This is a genomic window from Herbidospora mongoliensis, assembly GCF_001570545.1.
GTDB classification, from domain to species: Bacteria; Actinomycetota; Actinomycetes; order Streptosporangiales; family Streptosporangiaceae; genus Herbidospora; species Herbidospora mongoliensis.
The window spans coordinates 37,832-54,098 of sequence record NZ_BBXD01000029.1 but is presented as its reverse complement, the minus strand read 5'-3'; the positions used below and the strand labels follow the sequence as shown (position 1 = coordinate 54,098).

Sequence of the window (16,267 nt, the reverse complement as noted above, 5' to 3'; positions counted from 1 at the left end):
ATGCTGGGCTAACTCAGTTGGCCCTCTGAGGCCCGCCGTTAGAATGTGAGCTCCACGTCCTGATTCGTTCGGAGAGATCCAGTGGCGCTCGTTGTCCAAAAGTATGGTGGTTCGTCCGTCGCCGATGCCACGAGCATCAAGCGTGTCGCGCAGCGGATCGTCGCCACGAAGAAAGCGGGCAACGAGGTCGTGGTCGTCGTCTCCGCGATGGGCGACACGACTGACGAGCTTCTCGACCTCGCCCAGCAGGTGTCGCCGCTGCCTCCGGGCCGCGAGCTCGACATGCTGCTGACCTCCGGCGAGCGCATCTCGATGGCGCTTCTCGCGATGGCGATCGCCAACCTGGGCCAGGAGGCGCGCAGCTTCACCGGGTCGCAGGCCGGCGTGATCACCGACTCGACCCACGGCAAGGCGCGCATCATCGACGTGTCGCCCGGCCGCCTGCGTGACGCCCTCGACAAGGGCTACATCGCGATCGTGGCCGGGTTCCAGGGTGTCTCGCAGGACACCAAGGACATCACGACGCTCGGGCGCGGCGGTTCCGACACGACCGCCGTCGCCCTCGCCGCGGCCCTCGGGGCCGACGTGTGCGAGATCTACACCGACGTCGACGGCATCTTCACCGCCGACCCCCGGATCGCCGCGAAGGCCCGGAAGATCCCCCGCATCTCCTACGAGGAGACGCTCGAGATGGCCGCGTGCGGCGCGAAGATCCTGCACCTGCGATGCGTGGAATACGCGCGGAGGTTCAACCTCCCGATCCACGTCAGGAGCTCGTTCAGCACCAAGGAAGGCACCTGGGTCACCTCCGACCCCGCTACCGAAGGAACCGAAGTGGAGCAGCCCATCATCTCCGGCGTGGCACACGACCGGAGCGAGGCCAAGATCACCGTTGTCGGTGTTCCCGACAAGGTCGGAGAGGCTGCCGCGATCTTCCGCACGCTGGCCGACGCCGAGATCAACATCGACATGATCGTGCAGAACGTGTCGGCGGCGGCGACGGGCCGGACCGACATCTCCTTCACCCTGCCGACGAGCGACGCCCCCACGGCGCTGACGGCCCTGAAGAAGATGCAGGACCAGGTGGTCTTCGAGAAGCTCCTGTTCGACGACCAGATCGGCAAGGTCTCGCTGGTCGGCGCGGGCATGCGGTCCCACCCGGGCGTGACGGCCAAGTTCTTCGGGGCGCTCGCCGACGCGGGCGTCAACATCGGGATGATCTCCACCTCGGAGATCCGCATCTCGGTCATCGTCGACCAGGACCAGGTCGACGCGGCGGTCAACGCCGCCCACTCGGCGTTCAATCTCGACGCCGACCAGGTTGAAGCTGTGGTTTACGGAGGAAGCGGCCGATGAGCACCAAGCCCACCCTTGCCCTCGTCGGCGCGACCGGCGCCGTCGGCACCGTCATGCGGGAGATCATCTCCGGGCGTGACGACATCTACGGCGAGATCCGCCTGGTCGCCTCGGCCCGCTCGGCAGGCAAGGTGCTGTCGGTGCGCGGCGAGGACGTCGTCGTCCAGGCCCTGGCGCCCGAGGTGTTCGACGGCGTCGACATCGCGATCTTCGACGTGCCCGACGAGGTGTCGGCCACCTGGGTGCCGATCGCGGCCGAGCGCGGCGCGATCGCCATCGACAAGTCGGGCACCTTCCGGATGAACCCGCAGGTGCCGCTGGTGGTGCCCGAGGTCAACCCGGCCGACGCCGCCAGCCGGCCGCTGGGCATCGTCTCGACGCCCAACTGCACCACCCTGTCGATGATGGCCGCCATGGGCGCCCTTCACGAGGAGTTCGGGCTCACCAGCCTGGTCGTGGCCTCCTACCAGGCGGTTTCCGGCGCGGGCGTGGCCGGTTCCGCCCGCCTCTACGACGAGGTCGAGGCCCTCGCGGGTGACCGTTCGGTCGGGCAGAGCGCCGGTGACGTGCGCAAGGTGCTGCAGAACAAGCTCGGTGACGGCGACGACACCTTCCCTGCGCCGGTCGCGTTCAACGTCGTGCCGTGGGCGGGCTCGCTCAAGGAAGACGGCTGGGCGTCGGAGGAGCTGAAGCTGCGCAACGAGTCGCGCAAGATCCTCGGCATCCCCGGGCTGAAGGTCTCCGCCACCTGCGTGCGCGTCCCGGTGATCACCACCCACTCGCTCGCGGTCCACGCGACCTTCGAACGCGAGATCACCGTGGCCGACGCCCACCGGATCCTGGAGGCGGCGCCGACCGTCGTGCTGCTCGACGACCCGGCCAACGGGGTCTACCCGATGCCGATCGACGTCGTGGGCACCGACCCGACCTACGTCGGCCGGGTGCGGCAGGCCCTCGACTTCCCCAACACGCTCGACCTGTTCGTGTGCGGCGACAACCTGCGCAAGGGCGCGGCCCTGAACGCGGCCGAGATCGCCGAGCTGATCGTCGCCACCGAGTTCGCGAGCTAGCGGAACAGGATGTCCCAGTGATCGCTCTCCCGGGCGAACAGATCCTGCTCGGGAGAGAGATACAGCGCTGAGCCGTCGCCGCGCTTGCCGTTCGGCGTCAGCTTGCGGGTGATGTAGCGGTCGAGGCAGCGGTTGGGAGCCAGGTCGATCTTCCAGCCGTTGCCGTGGCTGTGCACTCCGGCGGCGTGCCCGGTCTCGGTGCCGCCTGTGACGATCAGCCGGCAGCCCGACATGCGTTTCAGCTCGATCGTCTTCAGCAGGGTGCCGAGCCTGACGGCGTGCAGCGACGTGCAGGTCGGGCGGTTCTTGTCGACGCAGTTGCCGGTCGAGCGCCAGCCGAGGCCCGCCCTGTTTATTCGCTTCATCGCGTAGTTGTGGTGGACGCGGGTGTTCATCGCGCGGCGCCAGGTCCAGTAACGGACTTTCAGCACCCCTGTACGGAATGCGGTGCGCACCGCATAGGGCGGCTCGACGGGGCGGAAGGTCAGTTGTGGTCTGACGCGCTGGGTGTCGGCTTCGGCCGCAAGGCCGGGGATCGAGACCAGAGCGAGTACGGTCAAGCCTGCGACACACCAGCCGGTCGTGCGTTGGGTCATCCTACTTCCCCCATTACTCTCCGTAGCGCGGTGGGGGAGCTTGATCACAGGCTTAACTCCCACACCAAGACGGGAGCCACCCCCGGAGAGGCCGAGTGTTTGGGGTAACTCACCCATCATCTGGTGGGTTCATGACCTAACGGGGGCTGGAGACGTACAGTGACCGATGTGTCCAGGTCGAGCAGGGAGCTCATCGTGGAGACCGCGCTGCGGCTTTTCCGCGAGCGAGGGTACGACGCGACGACAATGCGCGCGATCGCGGCCGAGGCCGGAGTTTCCGTCGGCAGTGCCTATTACTATTTCGCCTCGAAAGAGCAGCTCATTCAGGCCTATTACGACCGGGCCCAATCAGAGCACGAGGCGGCCAGCCGGGAAATCCTCGCGCGGGAAAGGGCGTTCGCGCCCCGGCTGCACGGCGTGCTCTGTGCATGGGTGCGGGTCTCCGAGCCCTACCACGCGTTCGCGGTGAAATTCTTCAAGCACGCGGCCGAGCCGGACAATCCGCTGAGCCCGTTCAGCACCGAATCTGCGCCGGCCAGGGATTCGTCGGTAGCGCTTTATCGCGACGTCGTCGAGGGCTGCGCCGATCGAATGGACTCGGAATTGCGCGGCGAACTGCCCGAGCTCCTCTGGCTGTTGTCGATGGGGGTGGTGCTGTTCTGGGTGCACGACACATCGCCCGGATGCGAACGCACCTATCGGCTCATCGACCGGAGTGTCCCCTTGGTCGATCGTTTGGTCGCGCTTTCCTACCTGCCGGGTTTGCGTGGTGTGACACGAGATTTCATCGAGGTGGTCCGCGAATTGCGGGAATGATCTGATTACTCTCTGTCACATGGCGTGGGTCTTCTGGTTTGTGGCGATTGTCGTAGTGGCCCTGTTCGCGGTGCTGACGTGGCTGCGGCGGAGCGGGCGGACCGACGAGGAGGGCGGCGCGGGGCCGATCGACTTCGCGGTCAACATCTCGTTGGCGGTGTTTCTCGTCGTTGTCGCTTATGCCGTGGTGCTGTGCAGGGATGCCATTTCGGCGTCCGACGCCGACGTGCGGGCCGAGTCGGAGAGTCTGGTGGAGCTCTACTGGGCGGTGGCTCCGCTGCCGAAGTCCACTGAGGTGCGGAACCTGGTGCGGGCGTACACGACCCAGACCATCGAACTCGACTGGCCCCGGATGCAGGAGGAATCCCTCGACGGGCGGACCGGAGTCACGCTCGACTCGCTGCGGACGTCGATGCTCCGGCTGCCGTCGACCGATTCCGAACTCCGCGCCGAGGCGCTGGCCCGCGCCGCCGAGGTGTCGCACGCGCGGGCGGCTCGGGCGGACAACGCGACCTCCGGCCTGGAATCGGTCTTCATGGGGTCGATGATCATCTCGGGGCTGCTGGTGATCGCCCTGCCCTGGGCGCTACGGCGGCGGCCCACCTTGCCGTCGGTGATCGCTGACGTGGTTCGGGTCGCGACCGTGGTGACCGGGATCGTGGTGATCCAGCTGATCTCGCACCCGTATGGCATCGAGGGCGTGGTCGATCCCGGGCCTCTCAAGGAGGCCCAGGTCCGTTTCGACGAGATCGACCGATTGATCCCTAGCGACGGCGCCGCCTGAGCACCGCTCCCCCCGCAACGGCGATCACCGCCGTGAACAGCACGACCACGACGGACTGCCGATCAGTGGGCCGATGCGTGGTGGCGGCATCGGCCATCCGCTTCCGGGCTCGCACGATCGCCCCATCCGCGAGGGGCGCGGGGTTGATCTGAACCGGGGCGGGAGCTACGGGAGCCGGGGCGGGGGCTGCCGGTCCGGGAGCATCGGGGCCAGAGGCGGCTGGGTTGGAAGCGGCGGATCCCTGGGTGGCGGGGGCTGCGGGCGGCTGAGCTTGGGCGGGCGGATCCGCGGGCCCGGCAGGCCTGTTCGGTTGTTCCCCAGAGGCCGGCCTTTCGGGCTGAGCGGGGTTTCCTGCCTGTATGGGCTGAGCAGGCACCTTGGGTTCGGTGGGTTGGCCGGGGGGCTGTGCAGGTGCGGGATTCTGGCCTGGCGAGGCAGCCTGCGGCGGGGCAAGCGCGGCAGCGGGTGTATTCACAGGCGGCTTGTCCACAACGGGCTTGTCCACAACGGGCTTGTCCACAACGGGCTTGTCCACAACGGGCTTGTCCACAACGGGCTTGTCCACAACGGGCTTGTCCACAGCCGGGCTTTCCACATTGGGTCTGTCCACGGGCCGCATCTCCACAGCTGGCATCTTCACAGGCTGGATGTCCACAGGCTGGATGTCCACAGGCTGGATGTCCACTGGATTGGTTTCCACCAGCGGTGCTGGAGGCTGTGCGACAACGGGTGTTTCGGCGGCGGGTGTTTTCGCGGTCAGAGCCGGAAGCTCGACGGCGGGCATCGGAATCGGGGCGGCAGGCTTATCCGCAGGCGGGGTTTCCGCAGGAGCTTCTGGATGCTGCACCCCGGTAGGCGGTTCGACGGAGGGTGTCGGCACCTCCGGTGCTGGAATCGCCGCCGTGATGTCGGGCATCGGCAGTGGGTCGATAGTCAGTTCCAGCCACGTCTCCAGCGGTGAATTCGCCGACGCCGACGCCGACGCCGACACCGACGCCGACACCGGCTCCGGATCGGCCGGGCCTGTGGGGCCGGGGGCGACGAGTGCAATCGCCAGGTTTCCCGTTGTCGGATCGGTCACCACGGTCAGGGGAATCCAGCGTGATTCCACGCGCGGCCCCGGCTGGAGCGCCCACGGCAGCAGGGCCTGTGGCAGCCGGATCGTATGGTCCCGTTCGCAGCTCACCTGTACCAAAGGGCCGTGCACTTCCGCGTGACAGGACGTTCTCACTTCGACCGGGATATCTGCCATTTCTTCGTTCTAGCAGGTCAGAGGCCATTTACTTGACGTACCGAACGGTTGGTATGCTCGTGGCTCAATCGAAGAGCCGGGAGGCACTGTGGCGCGCTGGGGAATCACCATCCCGTTCGCGGGGAGCGGTCTCGATCGGGAGCTCATCGCCGAACTGCCTTCCCTCGGTTACACCGACGCGTGGTCGGCCGAGGTCAACGGCAACGACGGGTTCACCCCGCTGACGCTGGCCGCCGAATGGGCCCCCGAGCTGAGGCTGGGCACCGCGATCGTGCCGGTCTCGACGCGGGGTCCCGGGCTGCTGGCCATGACGGCGGCGACGGTCGCCGACCGGGCGCCCGGACGGTTCCTGCTCGGCATCGGCGCCTCCTCCCCCGCGATCGTCGAGCGGTGGAACGCCGGCGAGTTCGTGAAGCCCTATGCCCGGACTCGCGACACCCTGCGCTTCCTCCGCAAGGCGCTGAACGGCGAGAAGGTCAGCGAGAGCTATGAGACCTTCTCGATCCAGGGCTTCAAGCTGGAGCAGGCGCCGAAGACGCCGCCGAAGATCGTGCTGGCCGCGCTCCGGCCGCGCATGCTCCGGCTCGCCGCCGAGGAGGCCGACGGGGCGATCACCAATTGGCTGTCGCCGGGTGACGTGCGGAAGGTCAGGGGCGAGATCCACGACGACACCGAGCTGATCGCGCGGCTGTTCGTCATCGTCAGCGAGGACACCGACAAGGTCAGGGCCATCGGCCGGCGGATGATCGCCGGATATCTGACGGTGCCGGTGTACGCCGCCTTCCACGACTGGCTGGGCCGGGGTGAGGTGCTGCGGCCGATGCACGAGGCCTGGGCGGCGGGTGACCGGCAGGCGGCGTTGAAGGCGATCCCCGACGAGGTGGTCGACGATCTGATCATTCACGGCTCGGCGGAACAGTGCCGGGCGCGGGTCGACGAATATGTTCAGAACGGCCTCACCACCCCTGTTCTCGCCCCGCTTGACCTCGGTGACCAGCCGATGGACCAAACGGTGAGAAAGTTGGCCCCGCAGTAACGGAACCAACGCCGCAAAGTCCTCCGTTAACGGGGCAAATGGCCGGGCAGGGAGGCAATCATGGTGAAGGCACGGCGGGCGGCACAGGCGTACAAGGCCTACCAGGACATTTCCAGGCCGGGCAGTCCCGGGCTGGGCGCCCGCATCCGCGCCCTGCCCCGCATGCTGTCAGGGGCGCTGCGGGGTGACTACCGCGACCTGGGCAAGGGCAAGCTGGCCCTGATGGGCATGTCGATCCTCTACATCGTCAGCCCGGTCGACGTCGTGCCTGAGGCGCTGTTCCTGGCGCTGGGCGTGGTCGACGACTTCGGTGTGTTCCTGTGGCTGGCGTCGTCCCTGCTGGGCGAGAGCGGCCGCTACGTCGACTGGGAGCGCAAGAACCTGGCCATCGCCCCCGAGGTGGACATCAACCGCCGCCAGGTCTGAGAACCCCGCGAGTCGCCGGTGATCTCTGTCCCGGAATTTGGCCGGCCACTCCGGAGGCGTAACGGAAAATGCGTTTCCGGCACGACGGGACCCGCGCGGATGAACCCGCCCGCGCCCTGAGCGGACCTAGATCTCTTCCTGGCGGAGCCACGCTCTCGAAGGCAGCGGGTGGCCGAACAGGCGGGCGGCGTTGCCGTAGGCGACTCGGGCGATGTCGGCCGGGGGCAGGTTGCCCAGGCGCTGGGCCACCGAGCGCTGGGTGTCGGGCCACGACGACTCGGCTCTCGGGTAGCCGCTCTCCAGGAGGACGTGTTCCATCCCCACCGCCATGCGCACGCCGCTGAGCGCGGTGTCGTCGAGGGTGCCGAAGAAGAAGTTGCGGCGCAGGACCTCGCTCGGGCGCAGGCCGCCGTCCCAGGCCGACTCGCTGGAGACCGGGTGGTCGAGGGCGTAGTCGGCGCGTTCGGCCAGCAGGGGGAGCCAGCCCACGCCGCCTTCGACGATCATGATGCGGAGGCCGGGGAAGCGCAGCGGGATGCCGGACCACAGCCAGTCGGCGCAGGCGAACATCGCCGTCGAGGGCATCAGGGTGGTGATGGCCTCGATGGGGGTGTCGGGGGAGGGCACGGGGGCCCACGACGAGGCGCCGGTGTGGAGGCAGACGACGGTGCCGGTCTCCTCGCAGGCCGCCAGGAACGGGTCCCAGTGGCCGCTGTGGATCGACGGCAGGCGCAGGCGCGTGGGGAACTCGGGGAAGACCACGGCCTTGAAGCCGCGGGCCGCGTTCGACTTGATCTCCTTGGCGGCGATCTCGGGGTCGGGCAGCCACGGGAGCTGGAGGGCGATCACGCGCTCGGGGTAGGTGCCGGCCCAAACGTCGACGTGCCAGTCGTTCCAGGCCTTCACCAGAGCTAAGCCGAGGTCTTGGTCGCGGGTGCGGGCGAAGGCCACGCCCGCCTGGTTGGCGAGCATGCCGGGGAAGTTGAGCGCGGCCCAGATCCCGGCACGGTCCATATCTTCGATGCGCGCGTCGACGTCGTAGCAGCCGGGGCGCATGTCGTCGAAGCGGACCGGGTCGAGGGTCCACTGTTCGCGGGGCAGGCCGGCGCCGACGTCGATGCCCGCGGCGGGGTAGGTCGCGCCGCCGTAGCGCCACACCTGATGGCCCGCTTCGGTGTCGACGACCCTGGGGGCCGCGTCGCGGTATTTGGCCGCGAGGCGGTTCTCGAAGACGTCGGGCGGCTCGATCACATGATCGTCGACTGAGATGATGACAAAATCCCGCCGCCTCGGCTCAGGGTCGGGAAGCAGCGGGGTACTCACAACAGTCAACGGTAGGGCCAAGGAATAACGCCAAACAAGCTGGCAGGTCTCCTGTTGGTATCCGTTCGTCACGTCACGGCGTGGCTGGCCGCCTCATCCGCCCCACCATTATCAGTACTTTCCCGCCTGTCGTGAAGCTCTCGGCGGATGAGAAGAATCCAGCCGCCGATCGCCACCCCGATGAACAGCCACCACTGCACTCCGTAGGCCAGATTGAGCCCTCCGCCACCGGCCGATTCGGGAGCCGGCACGGGTTCGGGGGCACTCTCGGAAATCGGCTGCTGTTCGATGAGATCGACGTAGCCGCCGAAGAGGGGGGAGCCGACGATGGCGCCGATGGGGCGGTCGTTGATCAGGAGGACCTGGCCCGCCGGGAGGCCCTTGCGGTCGATGATGCCGGTCGTCTCGGTCGTCTCCGCGGGGCGCAGACGGCCCGTCAGGGTCACCTCGCCGCCGGGGGGTGGGGGGATGTCGGGGAGGGCGTCGATGGTCGCACCGGCCTTCACCCAGCCCCGGTTGACGAGCACGGCGCCGCCGGGGGTCTTCAGCGGGGTGAGGACGTAGAAGCCGACCTGGCTGTTCTGGGTGCGACGGCGGACCAGGAGCTCGTGGGCCGTGTCGTAGGTGCCGGTGGCGGTGATCCTGCGGTATTTGTCGCTGTCCGGTACGGCGCCGCCGACGCTCGTCAGCGTGTCGAACGGCACCGGGGGCGCCGCCAGGTTGGTGGAGTTGCGGTCTTCGGCGGCGGAGCGGAGTTCGTACCGCCCGAACTGCCACCGGCCGAGGAAGACGAAGGCCGGGATCACCAGCAGCACCACGACGTGAAGTGCCAGCCAGCGGGGGGTCAGCAGGAACCGGTACACGCCCTACAGACTAAGGACCTCAGCCAGTGGGCTTGTAATGGGCACCCGGTCCGGGGAGCACGGTGATCTGGCGAGGGCCCGGTACGTCATGGCCTTCGGCGCACCGTAGCTCCAGGTGGACCGGGGCGCCGCAGTCGCGGTGGGTGACCAGCAGAGAGGGGCCCTCGGGGTCGGCCTCGTAGCGGTCGCCCCAGTGCATCAGCGCGATGAGTATCGGATAGAGGTCGCGGCCCTTGTCGGTGAGGCGGTATTCGTCGCGCTGGCGCTGGCCCGGCTCCTGGTAGGGGACCTTGCGAAGCATGCCCTCGTCGACGAGACGGCTGAGCCGGGCGCTCAGCACCTGGCGGGGCGCTCCGGTGCCCTCCTGGAGGTCGGCGAAGCGGCGGATGCCGTTGAAGACCTCCCGCAGCACCAGGAAGGTCCACTTCTCGCCGACGACGGAGAGCGTGCGTTCGATCGAGCAGTTGTCGAGAAAGAACGCACTTCGCGGCAGGACGTCCATGGCAGGCATCGTAAATCATCACCTTCCCGTTCAACTGAGTCTACTTGACAGACCCAGCTGGGCAAGAAACGCTGAGTTCATGCAGAGAACTCAGGTGGCGATCCGCCCGACGGCGCCGGATGACGCGGACGGGGTGCGGAAGTTCCTGCTCGACCTCTCGTCGCACACGCAGACCCGGCGCTTCTTCACCGGGATCCCCCGGCCGACCAACGCGCTGCTCCGGTCGATGCTGGCCAGAGACGACCGCCGCGACGCCCTCATCGCCCATTTAGACGACATGGTCATCGGGCATGCGATGGCCTACCGCAAGGACGACGAGGCCGAGATCGCCGTGGTGGTCACGGACGCCTGGCAGAGCCAGGGGATCGGATCGCGGCTGATCAGAGAGCTGCTGGGCCGCGCGCCGGGGATCCGGTGGCTGACCATGGACGTCATGGGCGAGAACCGGCGGGTTCTTTCCATGATCAATAGGGCCTGGCCGGACGCCGTGATGGCCGTCGAACATGGTTCGGTTCGGGTCAGAACAGGTCTCGCATTTGCAGAACAAAGCTCTGTTAGGCCACCATTGGTGGTGTGAAGAGCGCGAAGATCGGTCGAGACGGGCGAACCCGGATCATGGATGGCGCCCTGCGCCGTTTCAGCCAGGACGGCGTCTCCGCCACCACGCTGGCCAGCCTCCGTGAGGAAAGCGGCGTCAGCGTAGGTAGTTTCTATCACCATTTCGCCAGCAAAGAGCACGTATTTGGGGTGCTCTACGCCGAAATCCTGGCGATGTACCAGGAAGCGTTCATCGCCCGGCTGCTCTCCCACGAAGACGCCCGCGGCGGCATCGAGGCGGTCGTCGCCTTCCACATGGAGTGGTGCGGCGAACACCCCGAACGGGCCCGGCTGCTGATCAGCGAGCGGCCGCCCCGGCGCGAGGAGCCGGGCGGCGCCGACGTCGCCGAGTCGCGGCGCACCTTCTTCCGCCAGGTCGCCGACTGGTGGCGGCCCCACATGAAGGCCGGGCTGCTCCAGCCGGTCCAGTCGACGATGTGTTACGTGCTCTGGCTCGGCCCCGCCCAGGAGATGTGCCGCCTGTGGTTCGCCGGCGCCCACCAGCCGACCGACGAGGAGATCAAGTCCTTGGCGGAAGCAGCCTGGGCGAGCCTGCGCGGCTGACGAGCCAGGTCCGCTGGTTGAGAGAGATCTCCAGCCGCAGGTCGTGCCGTAGGCGCCGCATCCCGGGCACCGCGATCTTCCGGTGCACGGCGTAACGCCCCCGCGCCGGGTAGCCGAACCCCAGCTCCCCCGGCAGGACGCGCATGTCGTCGCGGTTACCGCAGGCCGGGCAGGTCCACGAGACCAGATCGCGGCCCCGGTTGTAGTCGTGGCACGCGCGGAAGTAGTCGTCGGGCCGGAATCGCGAGCCGCAGGCCAGGCACGGTATAAGCATGGCAAACTCCCCGATGAGGTTGTCCGGGTCATACGCCCGCCTGCTTGACCGCAACTTGCAAAGCGCTTACGGCGCTAGATTGCTCTCTGTGGACGCACCATCTGACCTGCTCATACGGCTCCGCGACCGGTTCCTGGAATCCGGCTACACGATCGACGGCGTACGCGCGCGGCTCGGCGACACCGCAGCCTCGGCGCTGTCGCGTGAGGAGCTCGTCCCGGCGCTGCGCGCCACTCGTGACGGCGACTCGCTGGGGACCCTGATCCGCCTGTGGTGGCTGGGTGTCCCGGTCAGCACGGCCGCCGCCGACCTGCCGCTGCACGAGCTGCTGCGCAGCGGGCTGCTGATCAAGGTGGGGGACACCGTCCAGGCCAACGTGCACATCCAGCCCTGGGAGACCGGCGGCTATGTGGTGTCCGACCGGAAGGTCCGGCCCGGCGATCCGGCACTGCGGCGCGATCACGTGGTCGGGGCCGGGGGCGCGTCGGCGAACCTCGCGCAACTTGTTTCACGTGAATCCGTCGAGCGGGCGCTCGACCTCGGCACCGGGTGCGGCGTTCAGGTGCTGCACCTGGCCGATCGGGCGAGCGAGATCACGGCGACCGACGTGAACGCCCGCGCGCTCCAGCTGGCCCGGCTGAGCTGGGGGCTCTCCGGGGTCACCGACGTCGAGACGCGCAAGGGGTCGCTGTTCGACCCGGTGGGCGGGGAGCGGTACGACCTGATCGTGTCCAACCCGCCGTTCGTGATCTCGCCCGCCGGGCGGCTGACCTACCGTGAGGCCGGTTACCGGGGCGACGAGTTCTGCCGCGATCTCGTCCAGAACGTGCCCGCCCATCTGTCGGCCGGGGGCACCTGTCATCTGCTGGCCAACTGGCTGCACGTGCGCGGGGAAGACTGGCGTGACCGCGTCGGCGGCTGGCTCTCCGGGACCGGCTGCGACGGCTGGGTGGTGCAGCGGGACGTCCAGGACCCGGCCGAATACGTGGAACTGTGGCTGCGCGACGCGGCCGAGCAGGGCACCACGGGCTATCGCGACCGCTACGACGAGTGGCTCGAGTGGTTCGCGGAGCAGGACGTCGAGGGCGTCGGCTTCGGCTGGATCACCCTCAACGACTCGGGTTCCCTCGATCCGGTCGTACGAATAGAGCAGCTCACCCACCAGGTCGAGCTGCCCGTGGGGGGCTACGTCGACCGGGTGATCGACGCGATCGCCACCGCCCACCGGTTGGGCGACGACGACCTGCGCGAAACGGCGCTGACCCTGGCAGAAGGGGTGCTCGAAGAGCGGATCGGCCCGCCGGGGGCCGACGACCCGGCGGTGATCCGGCTGCGGCAGACCCGGGGCCTGCGGCGGACCGCCGATGTCGGCACCGTCGAGGCCGCGCTGGCCGGGGTCGTCGACGGCGAGCTCACCACCGGCGCGCTGCTGGCCGCCATCGGCGAGCTCATCGGAGAGCCGGGCCTGGCCGGCACCGAGAGCGTGCGCCGTCTGATCGCCGAAGGGTTCTTCGCAATCGGGCGTTGATCGATCGTCAAGCGTGGTGGGCGACAGTGATGTCGGGCGGAGAACCCGGGGGTAGGGACTCCGCCCAGCCCGGCCGGTCGTTTTCAGAGAGGCGGCTGGCACCCACCGATGGCGCATCGCGGGTCTCCTCGCGCGCCGGGTGGGAGCGGCGGTCGGCCGGGCATACTCACTTTCATCGCCGAGAGGATCCCCAGGTGATCAACCACGTCCGGATGACCAGGCTCGACGACGACCTAGGTCTCGACGCGATCGCTGAGCAGCTGTCTTACGTCATCCGCCTCGGCGGACCCGAGCCGGATGAAAAGGTCGAGGGCCTTCTCTAGCGCGTCGCGGCTGCGGGTGCGGCTGCCGAGCCCTCGCAGCGCCTTGCCGAGCGCGGTGAGCGACTGGGCCTCCCCGTAGGGGTGGGTGATCTCCCGGCTGACCTGGAGAGCCTGCTCGGCGTGCCGGGCGGCCTCCTGGAAGCGTTCGGCCGTGATGAGGGTGTTGGCCAGCCGGACGCAGACCCGCTGTTCCCAGACCCGCTGGTTGCTGGCGCGGAAGAAGTCGAGACATTCGGCGTGGTGCACGACGGCCTCGTTCAGGCGGCCGACGTACGACAGCACGACGCCCAGGTGGTAGCGGGCCCTGGCCACGCCGGGGCCGCTGCCGATCTCACCGAAGATCTGCAGGCCCTGCTCCGATACGGCGACCGCGTCGGCGGCCCGGCCGAGCAGCAGCAGGTCGCGGGCCGAGTAGCTGAGCACCAGCGCCTCCCCCGCCAGGTTGCCCGACGCGCGGTAGACCTTGGTGGCCCTGCCGAACCAGTCGAGCGCCTCCGGGTGCCTGCCGAGGCGTCCGGTCACCACGCCGAGCGCGTTGTAGATCTCGCCGAGCACCACGTGGTCGCCGGTGCGTTCCGCGATCTCCAGCGCCGCCCGGAACTCCCGGTCGGCCTCGGCCAGCCGGTTCACCCCGAACAGCATCCGGCCGCGCACGTAGTGGGCGCGCAGCTTCGTCGGGTCGCCGCCGGCCTCGATCAGGGCGCGGGTGCGCAGGTCGAACTCGCGGGCGAACGCGCCCGCCTCCAGCAGCGGCTCCATCGCGACCAGCAGGTCACCGGCGGCCGGCAGATCGGCGCCTTCCTCGGCGACCTGGCCCAGCATGGCGAACAGGTCATCGGCCTCGGCGGCCAGCCAGGCCACCGACTCGTCGGCGGAGGAGAACGTGTGGCCCCGGGTGCCGATGACCGTCAGGTTTTCGGCGACCTTGCTGCCTTCGTAGGCGAGGCGGTGGGCCGCCCGCGCCGAGCCCAGGTAGAAGCCGAGCAGGCGCTGCAGGGCCTGGTGGCGGACCTCCGGGGTATCGGTGTCCTCGGCCTGGCGGCGGGCGAACAGGCGCAGCAGGTCGTGGAAGCGATAGCGGTTCGGCGCGGGCGCCTCGAGCAGGCTGACGTCGACCATCGACTCCAGCAGGTCTTCGGTCTCGACCAGGCTCAGGTCGAGCACGGCCGCGCCGGCCGGGGTCGAGATGTCGGTGCCGTTGGGCAGGGACAGCAGCCGGAACGCGCGGGCCTGGCGGGGGTCGAGCTGGCCGTACCCGAGGGCGAAGGTGGCGGAGACGGCCAGGTTGCCGATTTTCATCTCGTCGAGGCGGCGGCGCTCGTCGGCCAGCCGGGGGACGAGCGAGGCGACCGTCCACGACGGGCGGGAGGCCAGCCGGGCGGCCACGATCCGGACCGCCAGCGGCAGGAAGCTGCAAGCGGCGACCACGTCCATGGCGGCGGCGCGTTCGGCCGCGACGCGCTCCGGGACGGCCACGGCCGAGAACAGGGCGAGGGCCTCGTCGGGTTCCATCACGTCGAGGTCGATCAGGCGGGCGGCCGGGAGGTCGGCGAGTTTGCCCCGGCTGGTGATGAGCGCGGCGCAGCCGGGGGCGCCGGGAAGCAGATGCTCGACCTGGTCGGCGTCGCGGGCGTTGTCGAGCAGCACCAGCATGCGCCGGTCGCCCAGCAGCGAGCGGAACAGCGCGGCCCGGTCGGCCAGGCCGTCGGGGATGACGTCGACCGGGATGCCGAGCGCGCGCAGGAACGCCGCCAGCGCGGTCTCCGGCGGGGTCGGCTCCTTGCCGTAGCCGCGTAGGTCGGCGTAGAGCTGGCCGTCGGGGAACGTGTCGTGCAGCAGGTGGGCGACGTGCACGGCCAGGGTGGTCTTGCCGACGCCGCCGATGCCGCAGATCGCCGCGATCGGCACGCCGTCGGCGGTGGCCGACAACAGGTTACGCAGCCGGTTCACCTGGGCCTTGCGGCCGGTGAAGTCGGTCACGGCGGCCGGGAGCTGCGCGGGTTTGGGCATCTCCACGACGGGCTGGGGTTCGACGGGCTCGTCCGGTGCCTTCTCAACGGGTCTGACGAGCGTCAGCGTCGGGTCGGCGGCGAGGATGCGGCGGTGCAGGGCGGTGAGTTCGGCGCCCGGGTCGATGCCGAGTTCCTCGACGAGGGCGTTGCGGGTGTCAGTGAAGACGTTGAGCGCCTCGGCCTGCCGGCCGCAGCGGAAGTAGGCCAGCATGAGCTGGGCGCGCAGGCGTTCGCGCAGCGGGTGGTCGTCGGTCAGCACCATCAGCTCGGAGATGACGACGGCGTGCCGGCCGAGCTCCAGGTCGAGGTCCATCAGCGTCTCGACGGCCGCGATGCGGCGTTCCATCAGGCGTTCGCGCTGAGATTCGGCGTAGGGGCCGACGGCGCCCGCGAGCGGCTCGCCGCTCCACAGGGCCAGCGCCTCGCGCAGCGTCTCGGCGGCCCGGTCGAGCTCCCCCGCCTTGCGGGCCGACTCGCAGGCGTGCGCGGCCTTCTCGAACCTGGCCAGGTCGAAGGCGTCGTCGGGCAGCCTGAGCGCGTAGCCCTTGCCGACCGAGGTGAGCAACTGCGGTGGTGTACGGGGAGAGCGGTCCGGCTCCAGGGCCGTGCGTAACCGGGAGACGTAGGTGCGCAGCGCGCCCAGCGCCCGGGGCGGCGCCTCCTCACCCCAGACGGCGTCGATGAGCTCGGTGGGGGTGACCGCGCGACCCTCGCGGAGCAGCAGCATCGCCAGGATCGACCGCTGGAGCGGCGTGCCGAGGTCGAGTTCGACGTCGTCTCGCCAGGCTCTGACGGGTCCAAGTACCGCGAAGCGGAGCTGACCAGACATCAGACGCCCTCTTTGTACCTATCGGAAAGTTTTCGATCGAAATGATACGGCGTCAGGTCGCCCGCAATGAGGTCTCAAGGACGGTGAAAGTCCCGTGCAGGCAGGGAGTTCTATCA

16 protein-coding genes are annotated in these 16,267 nt (G+C 68.9%); 9 read left to right on the top strand and 7 right to left on the bottom strand.

Annotation, left to right across the window (positions count from 1 at the left end; all coding sequences use genetic code 11):
- Positions 1–81: 81 nt before the first annotated feature.
- Positions 82–1,356, top strand: coding sequence for an aspartate kinase (locus AW272_RS38245; protein WP_066375613.1), 1,275 nt, complete (start codon positions 82–84; stop codon positions 1,354–1,356).
- Positions 1,353–2,426 carry an aspartate-semialdehyde dehydrogenase gene (locus AW272_RS38240; RefSeq protein WP_066375610.1) on the top strand — a complete coding sequence of 358 codons (1,074 nt, stop codon included), beginning with the start codon at positions 1,353–1,355 and terminating at the stop codon, positions 2,424–2,426. The genes AW272_RS38245 and AW272_RS38240 overlap by 4 nt, the downstream gene beginning before the upstream one ends.
- Here the strand turns inward: AW272_RS38240 and AW272_RS38235 are convergent.
- A complete protein-coding gene (locus AW272_RS38235) occupies positions 2,423–2,986 on the bottom strand; it encodes a hypothetical protein (RefSeq protein WP_218011207.1) in 564 nt (187 codons plus the stop codon). The two genes, AW272_RS38240 and AW272_RS38235, sit on opposite strands and share 4 nt — an antisense overlap.
- Before the next feature lie 231 nt (positions 2,987–3,217).
- On the opposite strand from AW272_RS38235, the gene AW272_RS38230 reads away from it, so the two are divergent.
- Both AW272_RS38230 and AW272_RS38225 read left to right on the top strand, forming a co-directional pair.
- Positions 3,218–3,838, top strand: coding sequence for a TetR/AcrR family transcriptional regulator (locus AW272_RS38230; RefSeq protein WP_245657933.1), 621 nt, complete (start codon positions 3,218–3,220; stop codon positions 3,836–3,838).
- Positions 3,839–3,857: 19 nt separating this feature from the next.
- Entirely contained in the window at positions 3,858–4,622 is a 765-nt protein-coding gene (locus tag AW272_RS38225; protein WP_157519267.1) for a bestrophin-like domain, read from the top strand.
- On the opposite strand, the gene AW272_RS45430 is transcribed toward AW272_RS38225, so the two are convergent.
- Entirely contained in the window at positions 4,603–5,874 is a 1,272-nt protein-coding gene (locus tag AW272_RS45430; RefSeq protein WP_245657931.1) for a hypothetical protein, read from the bottom strand. The two genes, AW272_RS38225 and AW272_RS45430, sit on opposite strands and share 20 nt — an antisense overlap.
- An 88-nt stretch (positions 5,875–5,962) precedes the next feature.
- Here AW272_RS45430 and AW272_RS38220 point away from each other — a divergent pair, with 88 nt between their 5' ends.
- Complete coding sequence (locus tag AW272_RS38220) at positions 5,963–6,910, top strand: LLM class F420-dependent oxidoreductase (RefSeq protein ID WP_066375605.1); 948 nt, start codon at positions 5,963–5,965, stop codon at positions 6,908–6,910.
- A 60-nt stretch (positions 6,911–6,970) separates the two neighbouring features.
- Complete coding sequence (locus AW272_RS38215; protein ID WP_066375604.1) at positions 6,971–7,336, top strand: YkvA family protein; 366 nt, start codon at positions 6,971–6,973, stop codon at positions 7,334–7,336.
- 126 nt (positions 7,337–7,462) lie between these two features.
- Here AW272_RS38215 and AW272_RS38210 read toward each other — a convergent pair whose 3' ends face one another.
- The 3 genes from AW272_RS38210 to AW272_RS38200 form a co-directional block, all read right to left on the bottom strand.
- Positions 7,463–8,659: an amidohydrolase family protein gene (locus AW272_RS38210; protein WP_066375602.1), complete on the bottom strand. Its 1,197-nt coding sequence runs from the start codon at positions 8,657–8,659 to the stop codon at positions 7,463–7,465.
- A gap of 68 nt (positions 8,660–8,727) precedes the next feature.
- A complete protein-coding gene (locus AW272_RS38205; RefSeq protein ID WP_083959129.1) occupies positions 8,728–9,522 on the bottom strand; it encodes an SURF1 family cytochrome oxidase biogenesis protein in 795 nt (264 codons plus the stop codon).
- A 19-nt stretch (positions 9,523–9,541) separates the two neighbouring features.
- Complete coding sequence (locus tag AW272_RS38200) at positions 9,542–10,024, bottom strand: winged helix-turn-helix transcriptional regulator (RefSeq protein ID WP_157519263.1); 483 nt, start codon at positions 10,022–10,024, stop codon at positions 9,542–9,544.
- Between the two features lie 79 nt (positions 10,025–10,103).
- On the opposite strand from AW272_RS38200, the gene AW272_RS38195 reads away from it, so the two are divergent.
- Both AW272_RS38195 and AW272_RS38190 read left to right on the top strand, forming a co-directional pair.
- Positions 10,104–10,601 (top strand): GNAT family N-acetyltransferase, encoded by a 498-nt coding sequence (locus AW272_RS38195; protein WP_066375599.1) that lies wholly within the window; start codon positions 10,104–10,106, stop codon positions 10,599–10,601.
- Positions 10,598–11,185 (top strand): TetR/AcrR family transcriptional regulator, encoded by a 588-nt coding sequence (locus AW272_RS38190; RefSeq protein ID WP_083959128.1) that lies wholly within the window; start codon positions 10,598–10,600, stop codon positions 11,183–11,185. The genes AW272_RS38195 and AW272_RS38190 overlap by 4 nt, the downstream gene beginning before the upstream one ends.
- Here the strand turns inward: AW272_RS38190 and AW272_RS38185 are convergent.
- Positions 11,142–11,459 carry a hypothetical protein gene (locus AW272_RS38185; RefSeq protein ID WP_066375597.1) on the bottom strand — a complete coding sequence of 106 codons (318 nt, stop codon included), beginning with the start codon at positions 11,457–11,459 and terminating at the stop codon, positions 11,142–11,144. The genes AW272_RS38190 and AW272_RS38185 overlap by 44 nt on opposite strands.
- Before the next feature lie 88 nt (positions 11,460–11,547).
- On the opposite strand from AW272_RS38185, the gene AW272_RS38180 reads away from it, so the two are divergent.
- Positions 11,548–12,987: a N5-glutamine methyltransferase family protein gene (locus tag AW272_RS38180; RefSeq protein ID WP_245657929.1), complete on the top strand. Its 1,440-nt coding sequence runs from the start codon at positions 11,548–11,550 to the stop codon at positions 12,985–12,987.
- 233 nt (positions 12,988–13,220) lie between these two features.
- On the opposite strand, the gene AW272_RS38175 is transcribed toward AW272_RS38180, so the two are convergent.
- Entirely contained in the window at positions 13,221–16,151 is a 2,931-nt protein-coding gene (locus AW272_RS38175) for an AfsR/SARP family transcriptional regulator (RefSeq protein ID WP_066375589.1), read from the bottom strand.
- Between the last annotated feature and the right edge of the window lie 116 nt (positions 16,152–16,267).

What these genes read in the sequence shown, in the direction of transcription:
- AW272_RS38240 (WP_066375610.1), top strand. Translation starts at nt 1,353, where the DNA reads ATGAGCACCAAGCCCACCCTTGCCCTCGTCGGCGCGACCGGCGCCGTC.
- AW272_RS38225 (WP_157519267.1), top strand. Translation starts at nt 3,858, where the DNA reads ATGGCGTGGGTCTTCTGGTTTGTGGCGATTGTCGTAGTGGCCCTGTTC.
- AW272_RS45430 (WP_245657931.1), bottom strand. Translation starts at nt 5,874, where the DNA reads ATGGCAGATATCCCGGTCGAAGTGAGAACGTCCTGTCACGCGGAAGTG.
- AW272_RS38215 (WP_066375604.1), top strand. Translation starts at nt 6,971, where the DNA reads ATGGTGAAGGCACGGCGGGCGGCACAGGCGTACAAGGCCTACCAGGAC.
- AW272_RS38200 (WP_157519263.1), bottom strand. Translation starts at nt 10,024, where the DNA reads ATGGACGTCCTGCCGCGAAGTGCGTTCTTTCTCGACAACTGCTCGATC.
- AW272_RS38195 (WP_066375599.1), top strand. Translation starts at nt 10,104, where the DNA reads ATGCAGAGAACTCAGGTGGCGATCCGCCCGACGGCGCCGGATGACGCG.
- AW272_RS38185 (WP_066375597.1), bottom strand. Translation starts at nt 11,459, where the DNA reads ATGCTTATACCGTGCCTGGCCTGCGGCTCGCGATTCCGGCCCGACGAC.
- AW272_RS38175 (WP_066375589.1), bottom strand. Translation starts at nt 16,151, where the DNA reads ATGTCTGGTCAGCTCCGCTTCGCGGTACTTGGACCCGTCAGAGCCTGG.